This is a genomic window from Leucobacter salsicius M1-8 (assembly GCF_000350525.1).
GTDB classification, from domain to species: Bacteria; Actinomycetota; Actinomycetes; order Actinomycetales; family Microbacteriaceae; genus Leucobacter; species Leucobacter salsicius.
Genome location: NZ_AOCN01000022.1, coordinates 370,698 through 392,780, shown reverse-complemented (window position 1 = coordinate 392,780; position 22,083 = coordinate 370,698). Strand labels below are relative to the sequence as shown.

At 66.1% G+C, this 22,083-nt stretch carries 20 protein-coding genes; 5 read left to right on the top strand and 15 right to left on the bottom strand.

From position 1 onward, the window contains the following. Window positions 1–15: 15 nt before the first annotated feature. Both C795_RS0110915 and C795_RS0110910 read right to left on the bottom strand, forming a co-directional pair. Window positions 16–1,266, bottom strand: a complete 1,251-nt coding sequence (locus C795_RS0110915; protein ID WP_017793800.1) for a methyltransferase domain-containing protein — start codon at window positions 1,264–1,266, stop codon at window positions 16–18. Window positions 1,267–1,284: 18 nt separating this feature from the next. Then, a complete protein-coding gene (locus tag C795_RS0110910) occupies window positions 1,285–2,004 on the bottom strand; it encodes a ferritin-like fold-containing protein (protein WP_017793799.1) in 720 nt (239 codons plus the stop codon). A 138-nt stretch (window positions 2,005–2,142) separates the two neighbouring features. On the opposite strand from C795_RS0110910, the gene C795_RS15870 reads away from it, so the two are divergent. Further along, window positions 2,143–3,723 (top strand): DEAD/DEAH box helicase, encoded by a 1,581-nt coding sequence (locus C795_RS15870; protein WP_017793798.1) that lies wholly within the window; start codon window positions 2,143–2,145, stop codon window positions 3,721–3,723. A gap of 96 nt (window positions 3,724–3,819) precedes the next feature. Here C795_RS15870 and C795_RS0110900 read toward each other — a convergent pair whose 3' ends face one another. Together C795_RS0110900 and C795_RS0110895 are read right to left on the bottom strand one after the other, a co-directional pair. After that, window positions 3,820–4,197, bottom strand: coding sequence for a hypothetical protein (locus C795_RS0110900; RefSeq protein WP_157487074.1), 378 nt, complete (start codon window positions 4,195–4,197; stop codon window positions 3,820–3,822). Between the two features lie 727 nt (window positions 4,198–4,924). Beyond that, window positions 4,925–5,776 carry a PHP domain-containing protein gene (locus C795_RS0110895; RefSeq protein ID WP_017793796.1) on the bottom strand — a complete coding sequence of 284 codons (852 nt, stop codon included), beginning with the start codon at window positions 5,774–5,776 and terminating at the stop codon, window positions 4,925–4,927. Window positions 5,777–5,823: 47 nt separating this feature from the next. Here C795_RS0110895 and C795_RS0110890 point away from each other — a divergent pair, with 47 nt between their 5' ends. Together C795_RS0110890 and C795_RS16655 are read left to right on the top strand one after the other, a co-directional pair. Then, a complete protein-coding gene (locus C795_RS0110890; RefSeq protein ID WP_033349663.1) occupies window positions 5,824–7,212 on the top strand; it encodes an aminopeptidase P family protein in 1,389 nt (462 codons plus the stop codon). Between the two features lie 61 nt (window positions 7,213–7,273). Then, complete coding sequence (locus C795_RS16655; protein ID WP_157487073.1) at window positions 7,274–7,825, top strand: hypothetical protein; 552 nt, start codon at window positions 7,274–7,276, stop codon at window positions 7,823–7,825. 25 nt (window positions 7,826–7,850) lie between these two features. Here the strand turns inward: C795_RS16655 and C795_RS0110880 are convergent, their stop codons facing one another. From C795_RS0110880 to C795_RS0110870, 3 genes are all read right to left on the bottom strand, one after another. Further along, complete coding sequence (locus tag C795_RS0110880) at window positions 7,851–8,894, bottom strand: NAD(P)-dependent alcohol dehydrogenase (protein WP_017793793.1); 1,044 nt, start codon at window positions 8,892–8,894, stop codon at window positions 7,851–7,853. Between the two features lie 122 nt (window positions 8,895–9,016). Continuing rightward, a complete protein-coding gene (locus tag C795_RS15860; protein ID WP_026139620.1) occupies window positions 9,017–9,439 on the bottom strand; it encodes a YchJ family protein in 423 nt (140 codons plus the stop codon). Beyond that, the gene (locus C795_RS0110870) at window positions 9,436–11,136 is read right to left on the bottom strand and encodes a DUF885 domain-containing protein (protein ID WP_017793791.1); all 1,701 of its coding nucleotides are present in this window, start codon (window positions 11,134–11,136) and stop codon (window positions 9,436–9,438) included. The genes C795_RS15860 and C795_RS0110870 overlap by 4 nt, the downstream gene beginning before the upstream one ends. Window positions 11,137–11,265: 129 nt before the next feature. Here C795_RS0110870 and C795_RS0110865 point away from each other — a divergent pair, with 129 nt between their 5' ends. Next, window positions 11,266–11,490, top strand: a complete 225-nt coding sequence (locus C795_RS0110865; RefSeq protein ID WP_017793790.1) for a hypothetical protein — start codon at window positions 11,266–11,268, stop codon at window positions 11,488–11,490. An 82-nt stretch (window positions 11,491–11,572) separates the two neighbouring features. Here C795_RS0110865 and C795_RS15855 read toward each other — a convergent pair whose 3' ends face one another. Continuing rightward, window positions 11,573–13,201, bottom strand: coding sequence for an aminotransferase class I/II-fold pyridoxal phosphate-dependent enzyme (locus tag C795_RS15855; protein ID WP_083879227.1), 1,629 nt, complete (start codon window positions 13,199–13,201; stop codon window positions 11,573–11,575). 122 nt (window positions 13,202–13,323) lie between these two features. On the opposite strand from C795_RS15855, the gene C795_RS0110855 reads away from it, so the two are divergent. Then, window positions 13,324–14,238, top strand: a complete 915-nt coding sequence (locus C795_RS0110855; protein WP_026139619.1) for a LysR family transcriptional regulator — start codon at window positions 13,324–13,326, stop codon at window positions 14,236–14,238. Window positions 14,239–14,247: 9 nt separating this feature from the next. Here the strand turns inward: C795_RS0110855 and C795_RS15850 are convergent, their stop codons facing one another. From C795_RS15850 to C795_RS15845, 7 genes are all read right to left on the bottom strand, one after another. Next, a complete protein-coding gene (locus C795_RS15850) occupies window positions 14,248–15,699 on the bottom strand; it encodes an MDR family MFS transporter (protein WP_017793787.1) in 1,452 nt (483 codons plus the stop codon). 87 nt (window positions 15,700–15,786) lie between these two features. Then, window positions 15,787–16,557 carry an amino acid ABC transporter ATP-binding protein gene (locus C795_RS0110845; protein ID WP_017793786.1) on the bottom strand — a complete coding sequence of 257 codons (771 nt, stop codon included), beginning with the start codon at window positions 16,555–16,557 and terminating at the stop codon, window positions 15,787–15,789. After that, a complete protein-coding gene (locus C795_RS0110840; protein WP_017793785.1) occupies window positions 16,554–17,399 on the bottom strand; it encodes an amino acid ABC transporter permease in 846 nt (281 codons plus the stop codon). The genes C795_RS0110845 and C795_RS0110840 overlap by 4 nt, the downstream gene beginning before the upstream one ends. Before the next feature lie 66 nt (window positions 17,400–17,465). Next, a complete protein-coding gene (locus tag C795_RS0110835; RefSeq protein ID WP_017793784.1) occupies window positions 17,466–18,266 on the bottom strand; it encodes an ABC transporter substrate-binding protein in 801 nt (266 codons plus the stop codon). Between the two features lie 192 nt (window positions 18,267–18,458). Then, window positions 18,459–19,772: an amidohydrolase family protein gene (locus C795_RS0110830; protein ID WP_017793783.1), complete on the bottom strand. Its 1,314-nt coding sequence runs from the start codon at window positions 19,770–19,772 to the stop codon at window positions 18,459–18,461. 24 nt (window positions 19,773–19,796) lie between these two features. Then, entirely contained in the window at window positions 19,797–21,413 is a 1,617-nt protein-coding gene (locus C795_RS0110825; protein WP_017793782.1) for an adenosylhomocysteinase, read from the bottom strand. Then, window positions 21,410–22,072, bottom strand: coding sequence for a hypothetical protein (locus tag C795_RS15845; RefSeq protein ID WP_026139618.1), 663 nt, complete (start codon window positions 22,070–22,072; stop codon window positions 21,410–21,412). Before C795_RS15845 ends, C795_RS0110825 begins: the two co-directional genes overlap by 4 nt. Between the last annotated feature and the right edge of the window lie 11 nt (window positions 22,073–22,083).

Sequence of the window (22,083 nt, the reverse complement as noted above, 5' to 3'; positions counted from 1 at the left end):
AATCCCCGAGCGCGGCTAGTGCCGTTCGAGCAGCACCATCACCTCGAGGTGATTGGTGTGCGGAAACATGTCGAATACACGCGCGCTCTGCACTGCAAAGCTCGGCATCGCGGCAAGATCGCGAGCGAGGGATTCGGGGTTGCAACTCGAATAGATCACGCGGTCGACATTCGACGCTTCGAGCCACCCCGCAAGGTCTGCGCCGATCCCACGACGCGGCGGGTTCACAATCACGAGCTCGGGCACCTCGGTCGCCGAGAGCGCAAACGCGGTCGCATCGGCCGCAACGAACCGCGCGTCGAGGCCCGCCTCCCGCGCGCTGCGCTCGGCCGAGGCCACGGCGGCCTCGCTGATTTCGACGCCGGTGATCTCGACGCCGGTGATCTCGACGCCGCTGTTTTCAACGCCGCGTTCGGGCGCGGGGGTGGTTGGTGAGCTCGCTCCGGATCCGGATCTCAGTGCCGGGGCGCAGTGCAGCGCGAACCCACCGACTCCGCAGTAGAGGTCCCACAGCGAGCGCGGGGCGGCCTCGGCAACCCACTCAGCGGCCTGGGCGTACAGCGCCCGCGCCACCGGGGTGTTCGTCTGAAAGAAGCTGCGTGGCAGCAGGTGCAGGGAGATTGCACCGAGCCGCATCGTGAGCGACGACCCGATGAGAGCGCGCTCCTCGTCCCCTTCGAGCACTGCCTTGTGCTCTGGCAGCAGGTTGACCGAGGCAGCCTCAATGTTGGGCACCAGCTCCATCAGCCGGTCGGTGAGCTGCGCGATGCGGTCGGCGGAGCGCGCGCTGCGCACCACGAACCGCAGCATTAGCTGCCCGTCGGGCGATGACGTGACGTGCACGAACTTGAGCTCGCCCCGACGTGCGGGCACGTCGTAGGGTGCGAGCTGCGATTCCTCGAGCAGCTGCCCGATGGCGGGAATCGCGGCGTGAATCTCGGGCGACTGAATCAGGCACTCGCGTAGATCAACGCCTCGCTGATCCGGGCCTAGGATGCCGAGGGTCACCCGCCCGGGCTCGCCACCCACCACGAGTTTGGCCTTGTTGCGAAACCCGCGCACCCCGCCCGCCACGCTGGGCAGCCAGGCAGCCTCGGGCACGTCGTGCAGCAGGCCGCGGCAGCGCGCCTCCTTGTCGGCGAGTTGACGCGCGTATGGTGTCTCGATGAGGGTGCACGACCGGCAGACCCCGCGCTCGAAGTAGTCACACTGCGGAGTCTGTTCGGGCAGTTCGCCGGTGGTGTGAAGAGAAATATGCTGTGGCATGGCGTGCAGGGGCGCGGGTTAGGCGGTGAGGCCGAGCGCGTCCATGCGCCGAATATGGTCGGCGATGAGCTCGGTAAACACTGGCTCAACCTCGCTCGCATCGAACTCGCGCCGTTCGCTCAGGGTCAACACCGCGCGCGATACGAGCAGGGTGTCCCCCACCAGGCGGCGGCCCCAGATCGCAAGCCAGCTGCCAAGCGCGGGGTCCGCCTCAAGCTCGCCCTCGAGCAGTGCCTTGACCTCGCCGCGGCCGGTCTCGCTCTGCAGAATGGAGATCGCCTCGGCACGAAAGCCGTCTTTGAGTCCAGTGGCGAGGCTCGCAAAAAAGTCATCGAACAGGCCGCCCACGAGGTACAGCGACAGCACGTGCTGGTGCCAGTCGCTCGTCTCGATGCGTTCGATATACGAGTCGATCACGCTGGCGTACGGCGCCATCAGCGTGTGCGGCTCGTGCCCGCGGTCTCGAATCTCTTGCGTGAGCCGCTGGTATTTCGCAAGAGTCTGGCCGGCCACGTTTGCGAGCACATTTTTGGCTTCCAGCGTCGGGGCGCCAGACACCGCGCGGGTTGCCGCTTCGTACAGCTCGAGCTGTAGGTACGCGGTCATGCCCAGGAATGGCAGGATCCCCGGCGCAAACTCGGCGAGCTCAACGCGTTCAGCATCGCCACCGTCCCCACGGGAGCGCAACTTGCGGGCGGGGGCTGACTGCCTGCGCAGGCCTCGGATCCATTCAAACACCCCGCCAGTTTAGCGTCGTAAGCACGAATCGCTGGAATAGACTGGCCAGGTACGTATTCACCGCGGGTGCCGCAGGAGCCCCGCAGCTGCGCCTTGAGTATTGCGTGCGCAGCACCGCACACCGACAAGGACGCACACGTGACGACTTTTCTCGAACTTGGCGTCGACCAGGATATGGTCGACCAGCTGGCCGCCAAGGGCATCACCGAGGCCTTCCCGATCCAGGAGCAGACGATTCCGCTCGCGATCCAGGGTCAAGACATTATCGGCCAGGCCAAGACCGGCACCGGCAAGACCTTTGGTTTCGGTCTTCCGCTGCTGCAGCGCATTGGCGCCAACCCCGAGCCCGGCGTGCAGGCACTCATCGTTGTGCCGACCCGCGAGCTCGCGGTGCAGGTTTACGAGGACCTCGAGCTGGCGGCCGTAGGCCGTGCCGCTACCGTCGTCCCCATCTACGGCGGCAAGGCCTACGAGGGCCAGATCGAGCAGCTGAAGGCCGGCGCTCAGGTCGTCGTCGGCACCCCCGGCCGTCTGCTTGACCTCGCCAGCCAGCGCCTGCTCGATCTCTCAAACGTGCGCGAGATGGTGCTCGATGAGGCCGACAAGATGCTCGACCTCGGGTTCCTCCCCGACATCGAGAAGCTGTTCTCGAAGGTGCCCGAGGTGCGCCACACAATGCTGTTCTCGGCCACCATGCCGGGCACGATCGTGACGCTCGCGCGCCGCTTCATGTCGAACCCCGTGCACATTCGCGCGACCGACCCCGACGAGGGCCTCGCACAGGCAAACATTGAGCACATCATCTATCGCGCGCACTCGCTTGACAAGGACGAGGTCATCGGCCGGATCCTGCAGGCGGAGGGCCGCGGCAAGACCGTGATCTTCATGCGCACCAAGCGGGCTGCGGCGAAGCTCCAGGAAGAGCTGAACGATCGTGGCTTCAGCACTGCTGGCGTGCACGGCGACCTGAACCAGGATCAGCGCGAGCGCGCCATGGCGGCGTTCAAGGCGGGCAAGAAAGAGATCCTGATCGCCACCGATGTTGCCGCCCGCGGCATCGACGTCGACGATGTCACCCATGTGATCAACCACACAGTTCCCGACGAGGAGAAGACGTACCTGCACCGCGTGGGCCGCACCGGCCGCGCTGGCCGCACCGGCATCGCGGTCACGTTTGTCGACTGGGAAGACATGCACAAGTGGGCGCTCATCAATAAGGCGCTCGAGTTCGGTGTGCCCGAGCCCGTCGAGACCTACTCGTCGTCACCGCACCTGTTCACCGACCTGAACATCCCCGAGGGGTCAAAGGGCCGCCTCAAGGCAACCCCCGTGAAGGAGAACGCCCCGGCACGCCGCGCAAGCGAGCGCTCGGGCACCCGCTCAGAGGGCGGGCGCGGCAACCGCGAGAACCGTGCCGAGGGCGAGACCTCGGGGGAGGGACGCACGCGTCGGCGCACCCGCAGCGCAAACCCGCAGGGACGCGGCCGCCACGAAGCACACGGCCACGAGCAGCACGGCCACGACCTCGACGGCGGCGGCGAGCCCGGCGCACCGTTCGACGGCTCACTGAAGTCGGCGGAGAAGACGGAGGACGGCGCGTCGAGCACCCGTCGCCGCCGTCGCCGTCGCCGCACCAGCGGCGACAACGGTGCAGCGCCCGGCAGCGAGTCAGCAGCGCAGACGAGCGAAGCTCCCGCGCAGGCAGCAGCCGACGCCTAGGTCACCGAGATGACGTCAGCCCACCGATCCCGGTATTGGGGTCGGTGGGCTGACGTCATCTACCGCGAGTGTTCGCAGCCTCTCAATGAACTGCAGCTAGGCGACGCACTGACCAAAGGTCTTTCTCGCCACCTGGTTGCCGTATGCGGCGACGGCAGGTGTGCCCAGGTTGGTGAGGCCTGTACAGGTGAGATTCTTGCCCACTTCGTTGCGGACAATGTACACACCACCGGCATCGGGGTGCGGGTCGCTCAGCGCGATATTCGTAACCGTCAGGTGGCCGCCGATGTGGTTGAAGAGCACACCAACCCACTCGCCAGCTTGACCGGTCACCGTGACGTTTCCGCGTACATCGTTGTTCTTCACCGACCACGGGATCACACCGCCACCACCCTGGAGCGAGATATGACCATTGATGCTCACCCCGTTGATCAGGACAGTTGCGGCATTGTTCGCAGTGATGTGTCCGCCCACGCGCACCGTAGAGTAGCCTTCGGGATCAGTGAGACACGGGTGTGCCGAATTGCCAGTCATAGACATTGGTTGACATCCGAGTCCTAGGAATGACCCGGGTCCGGCGGTGACATGGTTTCCGACCGTGATAGTTGACGGAGCACTCTGTGCATCGAGCATTGCGCCGTTGTTGACCGTGACACTACCTTTCACCGTGATCGTGGCCCCGGAGCCAACGCTGCAGGGGCCGTTCACCGTCATGCTCGAATACGTGCCTGACGGAATCTCGCCACCGTTGCAGGTATACGCTCCTCCACCGGGTGCCGCGAACGCGGGTGTGCCGACGAGGGAGAGTCCGGCAGCCACCGCCAAAATTGCTATTAGCCGCAAGGGCTTGTGAATGTTCATTGAACTTTGCCTTTCAGTACCCATGAGCTGGGAAGGCAGCCCGAGGTTCATCCCCCGCAAGCCCATGACTGTGAACGGTCGTATTTGGAGTCGCATCCCAGCGTCGCGCTCCGGAAGTACCGCCGCTCAGAGTAAGCAAGTTTTGGTCAAACCATACGCCCCTTCAATGCCGCAAACAAGAGACTTCAACAATTGCCCGAGTTCCCTCAGCAGGCCAAAGCCTCGAGCCAAGCTGTGAACCATGCTGTGGGGTTTGCAGTCGATCTCGGCATGCCGGTACGGGTGCAGGTCACCGAAGTATCCTCTACCCACCGCCGATTCGGCGGTAGGCAGACGTGTTTTAGTGCGGTGTTGCGACGATTGCCCGCAAGCGCTCCACGACCTCGACACCGGTGCGATGCTCACCCAGACGGTTTGGCTTGCCATCCCCGTGATAGTCGCTCGATCCGGTGACTTCGAGCCCCAGCTCGGCCGCCGCGGCCGTGAGTGGCGGAAGCCAGTCCCCGCGGTTCTCAGGGTGCGCCAGCTCGATGCCCCACAGCCCCGCTGCCGCAAGCTCGGCGAGATGCGCGACCGAGGTCGCGGCTCGCTGCCGAAACGCGGCGGGGTGCGCGAGCACCGAAACACCCTCTGCCGCACGGACAAGCCGGATCGCTTCGCCGGTCTCGATCGCGTAGGTGCCGAGGTAATAGGGCGAACCCGGGTGCAGCACCTGCTCGAAGGCCGTCGACCGGTCGACGAAATAGCCCTTGACGACGAGGGCGTCTGCGATGTGGGGGCGCCCCACGGTGGCGACATCGCCCGTTCCAACGACGTCCTCAAGCGTGATCGCGTAGTCGACCGACACGCGTCGCACCATTTCCTTGACGCGTACCAGCCGCGCATCGCGCACCTGCGTGAGGGCGGTGAACAGCTCGCCGTGCGCCGGGTTCATCCCGTAGCCGAGCAGGTGTCGCGAGTGCCCACGGTGCTTCGTGGTGATCTCGATCCCGGGCAGAAACGATACGCCGTGCTGCGCGGCGCCGGCCCGGGCCTCGCCCCACCCATTAATCGTGTCGTGATCGGTGAGCGCAAACCCGAGTAGCCCGACCGCTGCCGCCTCCGCGGCGATCTGGGTAGGGCTCGTCGTGCCGTCCGAGAACGCCGAGTGCGTGTGCAAGTCATAGCCGACATCGGCCAAGGGAAGCGCCATCCCGCCATTCTATGGTGGGCTCAGCCTCGAATGAGACAATGGCAGGCATGACCGAGAGCGCGCAGTCCACCCACGAGGTGGAGATCGACAACAGTAACCGCAGCACGACCCCCGATTCAGATCTCTTCAACTCCTATGTCTCGCAGCACTGGGCCGACCGCCCAGAGGAGACCCCCGACCTGCACGCGGCAGCTCCCTTCGCGGCCAACCGCCGCACCGCCCTCGGAGCACAGTTCGTTGGTGAGCGCCTCGTGATCGCTGCTGGCGCTATGAAGCAGCGATCAAACGACACGTTTTACCAGTACCGCGCCCACAGCGCCTTCGCGCACCTGACCGGGTGGGGGTCCGACTCGGAGCCCGGCGCCGTGCTCGTGCTCGACCCGATCGAGTCTGAGACCGCCACGCACGAGGCGACCCTCTACTTCCGTGAGCGCGCGGGCCGTGACAGCGACGAGTTCTTCGCGAACCCCGAGATTGGTGAGTTCTGGATCGGTGCCCGCCCGTCACTGGCGCAGGTGTCGGCCGCCCTCGGTGTGCGCACGGCCCCGCTCGCAGATTTTGCGGCGAACGACGCAGATCTCACACTAGAGCACACCAGCCTCGCCCGCGCGACGTCTGAGCTACGTCTCGTCAAGGACACGTACGAGCTCGCAGAGATGCAGGCCGCGGTCAACGCGACGGCAACCGGCTTCGACGAGATCCTGGCCGCCCTGCCGCGTGCGAGCGCGCACCCGCGCGGTGAGCGCATCGTCGAGGGCGTCTTCAACCAGCGTGCACGACTCGACGGCAATACGGTCGGCTACGAGACCATCGCCGCCTCAGGCCCGCACGCCTGCACGCTGCACTGGATCCACAACAACGGCCCCGTACTTGAGGGCGACCTGCTGTTGGTCGATGCCGGCGTCGAGATGGATAGCCTCTATACCGCAGACATCACGCGCACGATCCCCGTTTCAGGCACCTTCTCCGAGGTGCAGCGACGCGTCTATGACGCGGTGCTCGAAGCAGCAGATGCCGCGCGTGCGATCGTGCGCCCCGGGATCCGGTTCGGCGATGTGCATGAGGCAGCGATGGCCGTGATTGCACGCAAGACTCGCGAGTGGGGGTTCCTCCCCGAGGATGACAACACCGCGTACTACCGCCGCTACATGGTGCACGGCACGAGCCACCACCTCGGCATGGACGTGCACGACTGCGCCCAGGCCCGTCGTGACATGTACCTCGACGGCAAGCTCGAAGCAGGCATGGTCTTCACAATCGAGCCCGGCCTGTACTTCCAGCCCGACGACCTCACCGTTCCCGTCGAATACCGTGGCATCGGCGTGCGTATCGAGGACGACATTGTCGTGACCGCCGACGGCTGCGATAATCTCTCGGAAGATATTCCGCGCGACGCAGACGCCGTTGAGGCCTGGGTCCAGCGGCTGCGCGGCTAGTCCGCAGCGATAGATTTACCCTCAACGTCGCGAGACGTCACTACGAAGAATGGTGCAGAGCATGTCAGTCTCCCCCGGTACCCACGGGGCCTCGCCCTGGGTGCGCGTTCGCGCGGTCGGGGCAGTCGCGGCGGTGGCCGTGTTTCTCGGCACCGCCGCGCTGGCGCCGTTCTCCATTTCGAGTGCGTTTGCGCTCGACGGCAGTCCCCTCACGGCCGGGCCGGATCAACAGCTGCAGAGCCAGGCTGCGGGTGACGTCTCTCTCGTAGCCACCGACGTCGAGGGCATCGAAGTCGGCGGCAAGGCCTCGCCTCTCGTGACCAAAGGCGCCACTGCAGCGCTCTTCTCACTCGAGGAGTTTCTCTTCAGTGGCGTCGTGAACTGGAGCGGCTATCGCTTCACGTTCTACAGCCAGCAGGTGCTGCCCGGCCCGGGCCTGGAGATTCCCGGCCGGCACGTCAATGAGGGCGGCTTCGTCGCTGACGAGGACGGCTTCATTGTGCTCGCCGGATCGCACCCGAAGGGCACGGTCTTTGACACCCCGTTTGGCCACCAGGGCAAGATCTACGACCGCGGCACCTTCGGCAACCACCTCGACGTCTACATTCGGTAAGACGCCGAGGCAGGGTGCGTGCCGCCTACGCGTGCGGGGTGACGACCGCGCGGCCGCTGAGCTTGCCGTCGTGGAGGTCACGGTAGGCATCGAGCGCCTGGTCCATGGTGTACCTGGTCACGTTCGGGCTGAGCTTACCTGCGCGGTACAGCGCGACGACTTCGTACAACTCTTCGATAGTGCCCCAGTAGGTGTTGGTGAGCTCAGCCTCGTAGGGATTCGAGAAGAAGTCCCAGCTCGTGGGTCCACCCGCAACTCCAACGACTGTGATGCGGCCCTGGCGACGCACGACCTGCTGCGCGAGCTTGATCGTCGGGCTGATACCGACGAAGTCGAAGACCGCGTCCACACCCTGTCCACCGGTGAGCTCGCGGATGCGAGCTACCTGGTCGTCACCGCTGGCCACCGTGATCGCGCCTGCACGCTCAGCCTCGGCCATCGCCTCGGGCTTCATGTCTGTCGCGTAGACCTTCGCCCCCGTGATCGCCGTGAGAATCTGTACGGCCATCTGGCCGAGACCCCCGAGGCCAATAACCAGCGCGGTCTTGCCGCCGCCCGCGAGCTTGGGCAGCGACAGCTTGATCGCGTGGTAGGGCGTCAGGCCCGCGTCTGAGAGCGGGGCAGCGGCCACTGGATCCGCGTCGCCAAGCGGCACCAGGTTGCGCGCGGGCACCGTCATGTACTCGGCCATGCCGCCGTCACGGCCCAGGCCGGTAGCCAGGTAGGGCTGCTGCGCAGCGTTGTGGCAGTAGGTATCCTGACCGCGCGAGCATGCAGGGCACTGCCCGCAGCCAATGGGACCATAGGACAGGTAGGCGTCGCCCAGCTCAATCCCGGTGACGCCCTCGCCCAGTTCTTCGACCCAGCCCGAGTTCTCATGGCCGAGGGTATAGCTCGGGGCCAGCTGAGCGCCCATGTTCTCATCGAACTGTTCAAAGATTGCTACGTCCGAGTGGCACGCTCCCGCGCCAGCGATCTTGAGGAGCACTTCTCCGGGGCCGGGCTTTGGGCGCGCAACCTCCTCGATGGTGGGGAAAGTCTTCCATGCAGTAAACCGAACAGCCTTCATTGCATTTCCTCACTGCCGCATTGAGGTGGCGCATGCGGCTGCAGCGCCGTCCGAGAACTCAATGCTCATGCATCTACAGGCTACGACCCAAACACACATGTGTCACCGCTGTTCGCTCCCGGCTAGAACTCGGCGTCGCCGTCGATGTATACCCAGCGGCCAGCCGCATCACGCACAAACCTGCTGCGTTCGCGCTGCTCGAACCGGCCCTCGGAGGTGCGTCCGATCGCGGTGAAGGTGACATAGCCCTCCTGGTCGAACGGGCTCCCCGCTTCGACGCGCTCGATCAGCAGTCGACGCCAGGTCACGTCGGGGTCGATCTCGAGGTCGCCGGGGCGCGTTGAGGCATCCCAGCTGTACTCGAGGTAGTCGAGCAGCCCCAGCGCGAACGCCGCATAGCGCGAGCGCATGAGGCGCTCGGCTGTGGGCGCGGGCTCCCCCGCGTGGAGCGGACCGCAGCACCCGCCATAGGGCTCGCCTCTGCCGCACGGGCAGGCTACTTCGCTACCGAGCGCTGCTGTGCCCCTCGCCACTGCGCCGCTCATGGGCGAAGCGCCTGCTGCAGCGTGTCGAGGCGCACCCCGCCCAGCGCAAGCGCGCTCCGGTGAAAGTCCCGTATATCGAAGGGCGATCCGGATCCCGTAGCTCGCGCACGAGCCTCGTCCCTGAGTTCCTCCCAAATCCGCTGCCCAATCTTGTAAGCGGGGGCCTGCCCCGCCCATCCGAGATAGCGCAGCACCTCGAAACGCACGAAACTTGATTCCATGTTCACGTGCTGACCCATAAATTCGAAGGCGTAGTCGCCCGTCCAGACCCCTCCGCCGTCGGGGCGCTGCTTCCCCAAATGCACGCCGATGTCGAGCACAACGCGCGCCGCCCGCATGCGCTGCCCGTCGAGCATGCCAAACCTGTCGGCGGGATCGTCAAGGTAGCCCAACTGTTCCATGAGGCGTTCCGCGTAAAGCGCCCAGCCTTCCGCGTGCCCCGACGTACCGGCAAGCTGCCGGCGCCATTCGTTCAATGTGCCACGGTTGACGACGGCCTGGCCGATTTGCAGGTGATGGCCCGGGACGCCCTCGTGATACACGGTCGTGAGCTCACGCCAGGTATCAAATGTCTCGACGCCCGCTGGCACCGACCACCACATGCGCCCCGGCCGCGAAAAGTCATCACTCGGACCCGTGTAGTAGATGCCGCCCTCCTGCGTGGGCGCAATCATGCACTCAAGCGTTCGAATCTCGGCGGGCACATCGAACTGGGTGTCCCCCAGGTCGGCAATCGCGCGATCGCTCGTCTCTTGCATCCAGCGCTGCAGTTCTGCGGTGCCGTGCAGTTTGCGCGAGGGGTCGCGGTCGAGGTGTGCAATGGTCTCGGCAACGATGCCGGGGCGCGGGGAACCTCCGACGATCTCGGCCGCGATGCGTTCTTGCTCTTCGACCATGCGCGCAAGCTCTTCGATGCCCCACTCGTAGGTTTCGTCCAGGTCGACGCGGGCGCCCAAGAATCCTTCAGACGCAAGTTCGTAGCGTTCGCGACCGAACGCATCGGCTATGTGAGCTTGCGGTGCCAGGTCGGCCTCGAGAAACCCCGCAAACTCGGCGAATGCAGTAGAAGCCTCGGCCGCGGCGGCTTCGAGCTCGCGCACGAGTGTGGCGTCCACGCCCTCGGGTCCCGACTCTGCCTCGGATGCCTTCACCAAAGACCGAAAATACCCGGGAGCGTCAGCGGTGCCCGCGGTGCGTCGCACCTGCGCGGCGACCTCCGTCACTTGGCGCAGGGCGGGAGTCAATCTTCTCGAGGCGCCTTCGGCAAGCGACGCCTGATACCCGGCAATCGCCTGGGGCACCGCCCGCAGTCTGAGTGCGATGCGTTCCCAATCACTCACGGTGTCGGTCGGCATGAGGTCGAACACGTCGCGCATGTCTTGCATCGGCGACGCAATCACGTTTAGGTCGCGCAGATGCTCACCCATTTCGTGCTCAGCGAGCGACAAACGCAGCTCTGCCGAAAGGTCAGCGCGGGTTACACCATCAACAGCGTCGACTTCGGTGGCCGCGTCCAGCTGTGCAAGAACCCGACGCTCGGCCGCCGCGACCGCTTCGGCTCCAGCGGGTGAGTAGTCTGCGAGCGTGCTACTTTCGCGCCCGATATAGGTGCCGACTGTTGGCGCGAGTTCGACTATGGTGTCAACCCACCCCTCGGCGATCCGATCGATGGAGGTTGGGGTGCGTGCTGAGTCCATGCTTTGATCCTAGAGCCGGTCACCGGCATACGCCGCACAACATTCGGGCGGGCCACGGCCAGCCGTCCAACCGGCTAGGATGTTGGTATTGCCATTTTTCGGCCAATTCACACTCGCGAGGAGACATCCGTGAAGATCCGCACCCGTATTGCCACTGCCGTGACTGCAGCGTTCGCTTCGGTCTTCGTGGCCGCCCCCGCATTTGCTTCTGCCCCCGCGGTAGACGGCGCGAACCCCTTCTCGTCGGCAGGCCAGCCCGTAGATGTCGTCGCGATCTCGATCGTGGGCGTTGTCATCCTCGGCATTGTTCTCGTGGGCGCAACCCTCGTGGGCAACCTCTTCGAGAAGAAGTAACTGCCACACACGTACAACGCAAAGGGAGCGGGGCCAATCTGGCCCCGCTCCCTTTGCATTTGGCTGGGTTTTCTAGCCCCAACTAGTGCGGCTGCGTGGTGACACGAAACTGGCTGACGAGCGGATCGACCGCGCCGCGCACATACCCGGTCGGCGATGCCGCGACGGCGCGCAGAAATGCGACGGTCTCGGCGGTGATCTCTTCCCCCGGCAGCACATTGGGAATGCCGGGCGGGTAGGCCGCGAGCGTGTCGGCCGACACCCGACCAATGGCGTCCTCTGCCGAGACGAGTTCGCTGTCCCCGAAGTAGGCGTCGCGAGGCGAGGCCGAAAGCGCGCCCGGGGCGGGCAGCGTGGGGAAACCGCCGGTCGCGGCGGGGTCGGGGCTCAACAGGGCCGCCTCATCAGCCACGCTGCGCAGCGCCCGCATCACACGATCAATGTCGGGGGCAGCGAGCGCACCGATCACCGCGACCACGCTGGAGGCGGTCGACATCTCGAGATAAATGCCGTGCTCCTGGTTCATACGTCCACGCACCCAGTGGCCGCTCTGTCCGAGCCTGGACACATCGATGGGCACCCGCAGCAGGTCGGTCGCCACGATGTCGTCGTACTCGTTAAAGTGGTCGCTGATGACATCGAAGCGGGCGTCGGCGCGCAGCTCCTCGCGCAGCCGCTTCGCCGCCGCCACCGCGTCACCGATGCGCGCATCGCCCGCGACGAGCGCGTGCCGCGCGGAGTCGAGCGACCCCATCAGCACGCCGCTCATTGAGGTGGAGGCCGTCATCGAGAATGCGCGTTCCACGAGGGGCTCAAGCTGGGCCGCGAGCGGGCCGTGCCCCAGGTGCAGCATCGCAGATTGCGTTAGTGAACCGGCCAGCTTGTGCGTGCTCGAGATCACCAGGTCTGCCCCCAGCCGCACCGGTGACTCAGGCAGCTCAGGGTGGAACCCAAAGTGGGCGCCCCACGCCCCGTCAATAATGAGGGCGGCGCCGTGCGCGTGCGCAACCTCAGCGAGCCCTGCGACGTCCGCCGTCGAGCCGAAGTAGCTGGGCGACACCGCGTAGACGCTCGTCACGGGACGCCCCGCCGCAGCCTCCCGCTCAAGTGCGACATCAAGCGCCGCTGGCGTCAGCCCGTGGGAGATGCCGTGGCGCTGGTCGATCTCGGGCATCACGAAGGCGGGCAGGAGCCCCGACAACAGCACACCATCGGTGAAGCTCGAGTGCATGCTCCGCTGGATCAGCACGCGCTCCCCAAGCCCGCGCACGGCGATCGCGGCGGTGCGGTTCGCCTGGGAGGCACCGTTCGTGAGAAACCAGGTGCGCTTCGCGCCCCATGCTTCGGCCGCGAGTTCACGGGCGTGGGCGAGCGGAGAATCATCGCCGAGGTCGATGCCCTCGAGCATGAGCGGCGCGTCCATACGCACGACACGGTCACCGAACAGTTCACCCAGGTGGGCGGCGCCACCGGCTGGGTCGTTACCGTGCCCCGGCACCATCAGTGACAGCGGTGAACTCTCGGCAAAGCGTCGCAGCGCGTCTGCATAGGGTGTTTCCCGCTGCCCCGGCGACAGCCGTTCCACTAGCGGCCACTGTTGCAGCCCACACCCCGGCAACCCCGCCAGATTCTCGCGGTCAGCTGACGCGACGAATCCCTCTCCTGAGGCAACAACCGGGGACTCTGAGCGAGGTGTGTGCTGTTCGAACATGGTTTCAGCGTGGCGTGGATCACGGTGCCTGGGAACCCTCGAAACTCCTCCCGGGTACCATAGACTCTATTGAGCCAGGCTTCAACGTTGAGCCTGGGCACCGAGAGGACATGGGGTACTTCATGATCGATGTTCGTCAGCTTCAAGCCTTGAGCGCCGTCGCCGCCGAGGGTTCCGTCGCCCGCGCCGCCCTGCGCCTCGGGTGGAGCCAACCCACGGTCGACTATCACCTGCGCAATCTCGACCGCCTGGTGGGCGCCGACCTCACGACCCGCAGCACCCGCGGCTCACGCCTGACGACCGCCGGTACGCTGATGCTCGAGCGCGGCGAGGAGATTCTGAGCCTCGCCGAGCGCGCGCTCACCGACGTACGCGACCTCGCACAGCTGGGCCGGATCCGGCTCAGATTCGGCACGTTTCCTACCGCCGCGGCCCGGCTACTTCCCGGCATCGCGAGTCGCGTTGCCGAACTGGGCATCGAACTCGACGCGACGCTCGAGGAGCTTGCGCCGCTCGTCACCCGCGTCAATCAGCACACTCTTGACGCTGCACTCGTCTATGCTGCGGGCGGTTATCAGCTGCCGTTTCGATCTGAGGTGCACACGACGCATCTCTTCACCGACCCGATGCTGCTGGCGTTGCCCGAGGGCCACCCGGCCGCGAAGCATGCCTCATTCGATCACGAACGGTTGCTCGCACTCTCGGGCGACAGCTGGGTGATGGGATCAACGCCTGGCGATACGCTTGATGACCTGCTGCGCGAGGTGTTTGCGTCGGGCGGCCACAAGATTGAGGCCGCCATTCGCACCGATGATTACTCGGTAGTGCTCGGTTTGATCGCGGCGGGCATGGCTGTGGCTCTCGTGCCGAGTCTCCTGGGGCATACTCCCCCAGCGGGAGTCGTCTTACGCCCGATCGATGACCCGAGGTTTGCACGCGAGCTGATCCTGGCAGCGCCGGCGGGCCCCGGGGGCCCGTCGGCGGCCGTCAGGCAGCTCGCGGAGGTCGTGCGGCGCTCAATCAGCGCACTCGACTAGAGCACGCACCTAGTGTGCGGGCGCGGGCGCCTCGACGGCTTGGGGTGCCGGATCGCGTACAAAGAAGGCGAGCACGAACCCGACCGTCGACACCGCCCCGCCCAACAGGAACGCAGCCCGCGTTCCCGCCGCGAGCGCGTGAGGGTCAACCGCGGCGGGCGAACCAGCCGTCTGCACTGAGACGAGCGTCATGACCGTGATGAACAGCGCCGTGCCCGCGGCCCCAGCCACCTGCTGCGCCGTCGAGATGACTGCGCTGCCGTGCGAGGCGAGCTTCGTCTCGAGGGATCCGAGCGACACCGAAAACAGCGGCGTGAAGACTCCGGCGAGGCCGAGGCTCAGGCCCATGTGCGTAGCGAGGACCTGCCACAGCTGGGTCGTGTCGGTGAAGAGCCCCATGCTCCACAGCGCAAGCGCGGTAATCAAGGTGCCGGGAATCAGCACGAACTGGGCGCCGCGCGCGTCAACCATGCGACCCACGATCGGCCCGAGCAGGCCCATCATGAGACCGCCCGGCAGCATCAGCAGACCGGTCTGCAGAGTGTCGTAGCCGAGCACGCTCTGCACGTAGATCGGCAGCAGGATGAGCGATCCGAACAGCGCCATCGAGCTGAACACAAACAGGATGACCGACAGCGTGAAGGGGCGTGAACGGAAGGTGCGCAGATCGAGGAGCGCGCGGTCCTCCCGCTGCAGCACGATCTGGCGCCACACGAACAGTGCCAGCGCCACAAGCCCAATGACCACCGGTACCCACGGCGGCATCAGCGCAGATCCGTTCGCGGCATCGCCCACGAGGCTGAGCCCGTACACGAGTCCACCAAACGCCAGCACCGAGAGCAAAACCGAGAGCGCATCGATGGGCGCACGCCGCTGCTCGCCCACGTTGGGCATGCGTACCATTCCGAACACCAGCGCCGCGAGGGCGATCGGCAGCATCATGATGAACAGCCAGCGCCAGCTGAGCGACTGCAGAATCAAACCAGACAGCGTCGGGCCGAGTGCGGGGGCGACCGAGATCACAATCGCAATCCTGCCCATCATCTTGCCCCGCTGACGCTCGGGAACGAGAGTAACGACGGTGGTCATGAGCAGCGGCATCATGATTGCCGTGCCGCCCGCCTGCACGACTCGGCCGAGCAGCAGCACTTCGAAGCCGGGGGCAGTCGCCGCAATGAGCGTGCCCGCGGTGAAGAGCGACATCGCGGTCATGAAAAGGCTGCGCGTCTTCACTCGCTGAATCAACATGCCCGTAATCGGGATCACGATGCTCATCGTGAGCAGAAACGCGGTCGTGAGCCACTGCCCCGCAACGGCCGAAACGTGCAGGTCTGCCATCAGCTTCGGCAGGGCGACGCCCATCACCGTCTCGTTCAGGATCACGACGAACGCTGAGATCAGCAGTACCCAAATGGCGAGCTGCTCGGTAGGCCCAAACGGGCGATTCTCGGTTTTAGACATAAGAGATCAATCCTAGCGCGTGAAACTGAAAAGCGGCTTGGCGCGTAGGTGCCAAGCCGCTCGTCCTCCCCCAAATGGGAACGAAGTTTACTCCGAGAATGGGTCGCGCAGGCGCGAAAGGAACTCGCGCGTCTCTTCGCGCGTGGGGTGCTCGAAGATCTGCTCGGGCGTGCCCGACTCGATGATCACGCCGTCCTTGAGATAGACGACGCGGTCGGCGACGCGGCGCGCGAACGACATCTCGTGTGTCGCCATCACGATCGTCGATCCCGCTTCCTTGAGCTCTTTCACGAGATCCAGCACCTCGCCCACGAGCTGCGGGTCGAGCGCGCTCGTGATCTCATCGAGCAACAAGAGCTCCGGATCAGTCGCGATCGCGCGCGCAATCGCGACGCGCTGCTGCTGGCCGCCCGAGAGGCGATCCGGAAAGTCCTTGGCCTTGTCAGCGAGGCCAATGCGCGTGAGCAATTCAATTCCGCGCGCCTCCGCCTCGGCACGTGGGGTGCCGAATACCTTGCGCGCGGCGAGCGTGACGTTGTCAAGCACGTTCATATGAGGAAACAGGTTGTAGTGCTGAAACACGACGCCGATGCGAGCGCGCGCCTTGTCGGCATCGACGCGGGGATCGGTGATGTCGGTGTCCCCCAGCATGATCTGGCCGTCTTCGATGGGCTCAAGCAGGTTGATGGCCTTGAGCAGTGTCGACTTGCCCGAGCCAGAAGCACCGATGAGCACGACGATCTCGTGCTTGTGTACCGCGAGATCGATGCCGCGCAGCACGGCGTGGTCACCAAACTTCTTGTAGACGCCACGCACGTCGAGCACGGGAGCCTTCCCTGTGGTCTTTTCGACGGTCATACCGCTCCCCCAATTTGTTCACGCTTCTGGGCGCGCGCCGTAACCCAGTCAGTGAGCCGAATGAACGGCAGCGACAGCAGCACGAACAGCAGACCCGCCACCACGTAGGGCGTGAAGTTGTAGTACGTCGCGACCCCAATCTGGGCGGCGCGAACCGCATCGACGACGCCGAGCACCGAGATCAGGCCCACATCTTTCTGCATCGACACGAAGTCGTTCATGAGCGCGGGCGTCACCTTGCGCACGGCCTGCGGCAGCACGACGAGCCGCAGCGTCTTGCCGTGGCTCAGCCCGAGCGAGCGAGCCGCGAGCCGCTGCGACGGGTGCACCGCATCGATACCGGCGCGCAGCACCTCGGCGACATACGCCGAGTAGCACAGGATCAGCGCGATCGTGCCCAAGACTTGAACGGGCACGCGCCCCGTGAGCTCGAGCCCCGGCACGCCGAAGCCCACCAAATAGAGCACGAGCAGCACGGGGATGCCGCGAAACAGGTCGGTGTAGCCCGCAGCGAGCAACCGGATCGGGGTGAACACCGCACCCTTGAGAGTGCGAGCCACCGCAAGCAGTGTGCCGAGAATCGCTACACCGATTACTGCAAAGAACAGCACCTGAATGTTGACCCAGAGCCCCTCGATGATGCGCGGAAACGACTTGATCGCGACATCGAGGTCGAAGAAGCTGTCTTGGACGCGCGACCACCCGGGGCTCGACATGAGCACGAGCACGATGACTGCGGCGAACACGATGGTACTCGCGAGGCTCACGAAGATTGAGCGGCGACCGCGCGCGCGACGATACGCGCGGCGGTCGAGCTCAATTGCGCTGACGGTGTGGGTCAACTGGGGATCCTGTCGTTACTGGGGGTTACAGGGTGGCACAAAGCCAGCGTTGCTGAAAAGCTCTCGCTACTTGAGAACAGGAGCGCCCTGGTCGGCAATCCATTCGGCAGCGAGCTTGTCGAGCGTGCCGTTCTCGCGCAGCGTGTCGACTGCCTTCGAGACCTTGGGCGTGAGCTCGGAGCCCTTGGGCAGCAGGAATGCGAACTCGTCGCCGGCCTCGTCAGCAAGCTGACCCACGATCACACCGTTGTCGAGCTGCGCATCGCGCACGAAGAATGCGCCGGGCAGGTCGGTAATGAGCGCGTCAATCGTGCCGTTCTGGAGGGCTGCAACGACGTCGTCGAGGTTGTTGAATACCTGGACCTCTGCGGCGTCACCGAAGACCTTCTCGGCGGCCTGGAACGACGTGGTTCCCGAGGCGACACCGAACACCGTGCCATCGAGGTCCTTGATGGTCTTTGCCTTTGCCGCGTCGGTGCCCTCGGTAGCAACGATGGCCTGCGTGGTGACGTAGTAGGGGGTCGAGAAGTCAACTGCGTTCTCGCGCTCCTTGGTCGCCGAGAACTGCTGAATGTTGAGGTCGAAGTCCTTGGGGCCGGGAGCGATTGCGGCCTCGAACGGGGTGCGCACCCATTCAACGTCCTCAGGCGCGTATCCCATTTCTTCGGCAACTGCGTAAGTGACGGCGGATTCAAAGCCTTCGCCTGACTCGGGCTTGTTGTCGATCACCCAGGGGGCGTAGGCGGGCTCGCCCGTGGCGACAATGAGCTTTCCCTCGTCGGGGGCAGCGGCCGAGCAAGCGGAGAGTGCGAGTAGGGCGGCGGCGCCAGCGGCAACGGCGGCAACAGCGCGAGACGTGCGAGACATACGAGTACTCCTATTGAGGTGAGAGAGGTGTAACGAAACCTGTGGGCGCATCAGCGACAACCGTCCTCCAGTCTACGAGACGAAGGAGCTCGACCCGAATTCGGCGCGTAACACTCTGGTCACAGCCGTACTCGCTGCTTGCCAACCAGTCATCATGAGCCGGTGAGACCATGCGTCGTCAGCGCGAGCCTGCTATGCGTTGGCCGCGTTGAACTTTTCGACGCCCGCGACGATCGTGCGACGGGCGCGGCCTGCTCCTGCTTCCACGAGCTCGGCGAGCGCGACGTCGGGGTTGTGGGTGGGCACATCGAAGAAGGCAAGGTCGGCCATCGCGCCGACGCCGAGCTGGCCGATGCGATGCTTGCCCACGTGCAGCCCGAGCGCCTCGGCTCCTCCGAGTGTGGCGGCGCCGAAGAGGCGCTGGTGCAGGTCATCGCCGCGGTACCCCTGGTCGCGGGCGACCCGGTAGAGCTTGCCGACATCGGCGAGCAAGTCGAGCGAGGGCGACGACGACAGCGAGTCGGTGCCGACCGCGATCTGGTTACCCTCGCGCAGGTATGCGGCGACGGGCGGCATGTCGAGCCCGATGACCTCGTTGGAGCGCGGGCAGAGCGCGACGCTCGTGCCGCGGGCGCGCAGCAGCGCACGGTCCTCGGCGCTCACGTACACCCCGTGGGCGATATGGCAGTCGGGGCCCAGCACGCCCAGGTGGTCGACAAACTGGGTCGACGAGACGCCGATGCCGTGCGACCGCAGCGCCCTGAAGCTGTCGGCGCCGAGCTCGGGCCACGACCCGTGACCGCCCGGGCCCGCGTAGCCGTCGATACCGTCGAACTCGCGCTCCATGTGGGCTTCGGCGAGGTGGATGTGGAGCCGCAGCCCCTCCTCGCGCACAATGTCGGGCAGTTCGAGCAGCGGCTGCACGTCGAGCGAGTACGGCGCGTGCGGTGAGACGCCCGCGCCGGGAGGAGCGGGGATCGAGCGGATCTGCTCGCGCACCTCGTCTTTCGCGGCCTGCGTCCAACCGTCGTTGCTCGCTCCGTAGACCTCCCAGTAGGCGATGCCGTGCATGCCGGCGTCGTGCAGCGCCGACAGTGCCTCGCGGTCGGTGACCACGTCGGCCGCGGCCGTCACGCCCGCGGCGAGGCTCATCGCCGCTCCGTCTGCGGCGGCCGTGCCCCAGTCGTGCCCGACCCGGTCGTAGACCACGTCGAAGGCGTCGCCCCAGTCGTCGAAGCCGTTGTAGCTGCGGTTCGCGACCTCGGCCATGTGGGTGTACTGCAGGTGCGTGTGTGCGTTCACGAGGCCGGGTGCGAGCACACCGTCCCAGCGCTCCTCGCGGTACTTCGCGCCGCGCTCCTCAAGCGCCTCGAGGACCCAGCGGCGGTCACCCACGTGCAGGATCCGGTCACCCAACACCGCGACCGCCCCATCGGCGATGCGGGGGCTAGTCACGGGAAATACGAGGGCGGCGCTATAAACGACGATTTCTTGCTGGGTACTCACCCGCTAATCCTAGGCCGTCGCGGCTCACTCAGCCTGGGCGCGGTAGCGATGCACGCGCCACGGCTGCGCTGCGCCGCCCGCGCGCAGCTGCTCAGGATCCGGATCAGCACTGGCCCCGCGCGTGGTGAGCGCCGCGCGCGCCACGGCCCGTTCCTCCTCGGCCGACAGCGCGTGCACCCCTGGCGCGGGATGCTCGCGCATGAGCCGGGCGAGCGCCGCGAGCTGCGTCGCGAACGAGAGATCCATCACCTCGATCGGGTTGCCCTCGCTGGTGGTGTAGTTGACGCCACCGCCCCACGCGAGCACGATCGGGCCGCGGTCGGCTCCGGGCGCACGCCACTCGTCGACGCCGGGAGTGGTGCTCGCGGGCGTGTCAGTCCAGCCGCTCGCACGCAGCGAGTCGAGGGCGAGCTCGTCGTCGATGCCGCCCGCAACCGCGACCGCGGTGCCCGGCCGTATGAGGGCGAAGTGCGCCTCGGTGATTGTGTGCCACACGCCCGTCGCGCTCACGACCACATCGGCCTCGGCGATTGCCTCCGACATGGCGCGAGCCTCGAAACCGTCATGCAGCGCGGCTAGCGCACGCACCGGATCGTGTTCAACGACCGTCACACCCGCGCCCAGTGCCGCCGCAAATCGCGCCGTTCCCACGCCGACAGGGCCGTACCCAATCACGGCCCAGCGCGTGCCGCGCACGCCGCGGTAGGTGGCCGTGTCAAGCAGGTCGGCGATGGCGAAGACGCACGATTGGCCCGTGCCGATGAGGTTGTCGAAGCCCGTCTTCGTGCGGGCGTCGTTGACGGCGATCACCGGAATGCGCAGCTCGCCCGCGGCCGCCATCTCCCGGAGCGGGCGCACGCCACTCGTCGTTTCCTCCGCAGCCCCACGCAGCCGTTTGAGCGCTGCGGGGCGCTCGGTGTGGGCGAGGCGAATCAGATGCGACCCATCGTCGATCAGGTAGTCGGGGGCCCAGTCGAGAATGCCTGCCGCGTGCTGCGCGTCGACCGTGCGTGCTTCGGCTTCGGTGACGGGCTCGTGCGGCGCGAACACGGCCACGCGTCCGTCGTCGGCAAGCTCACGCGCGATCACAGGGTCGGTCTCAGACACGGCACTAAACACGGCAACCTCGCATCCCGCCTCGGCGAGCGTGCGTGTGAAGGCCGCGGTTTTGGGCTCGAGCACGAGGCTGACGGCGACGCGTGGCTTGGTGTCGGTGTGCGCCTCAGCGCCAGCCACCATGCCTCGCGCCAATTCGCGCGCAAGGACCGCGGTGGCGGGCATACCGCGCTCCGCCCAGGTAATGCGGGCGGCGGGATCCTCCCCGCGCGGCGAGGCGACCGAGCCGTCGAGCCCCACGATGACCGCGGGCAGGGTGTGTGCGGCGCTCGAGGCATGGGCTGCGTGCTGCTCCCCGATGTGGGCGACCGCCCCGCCATCAACGAAGACGAAGTCTGCGGGGGATCCGGCACTTACGGCGCGCACGCCCATGCGCGCGAGAGCCACGAGCAGCGCCTCTCGAGCCCCCTCGTGCTCGACGAGCACGAGGGCCGTGCCACTCGCAAGCAGTCGGTTGCCCGCGCGGGCGGCGGTGCGCACCGCGCGTTCGACTCGCAGGGCGATCTGCTGGGGGTCGTTTGTCACTTGTTGGTGCCCGTCTTGTCGTTGGATTTGTCGGCCTGAGCTTTCTCGGCTGCAGCCTTGTCTGCCTTGGCTTTTTCTGCTGCGGCCTTTTCGGCCTCGATTTGTTCCTGCCACTGCGCGCAGGCGCTCTGCCCATCGGCGGGAAGCGCGAGGGCCTCGCGGGCGGCGCTCGCAGCGGCCCCGACTTCCTCGGAGCCCTGCCAGGCGTAGTTCAAGACCTCACTGCCAGTCAGCTTTGCCACGCGGGCCGCTTGCTTCTGATCGTCTGTAAGGGTCTTCTGCACGGCCTTGATATCGGAGATCGCCGTCTTCGGCCACGCGTGCCCGGCCTCGTCGAGCGTCTTGGGGTCGAGCTCCTGGGCCGCGGTCTTGCTCGCCGCAGCAACCTCGTTCATGGCAGCCGCGAAGCGCCGAGTGTCGTCTTCACCGCGCGACAGGGTGAGCCGCAGCCGTTCGAGTTCAACGTCGGCAGCGTCCCACGCCGCGTTCACCGGGCATATCGCATCGAGGTAGATTCCGCCGGCTTCGCTGGCCGACAGCACCTCGGGCTCGGGCGCAGCCTCGGGCGGCCCACCCTGCCCGCTGCACCCGGCCAGCAGCAGCCCCGCGGTTGCGACGATGGCGAGCGTGAGTACGCGGGTTTGAAACTTCTTTTGCACACGTCCGAGGA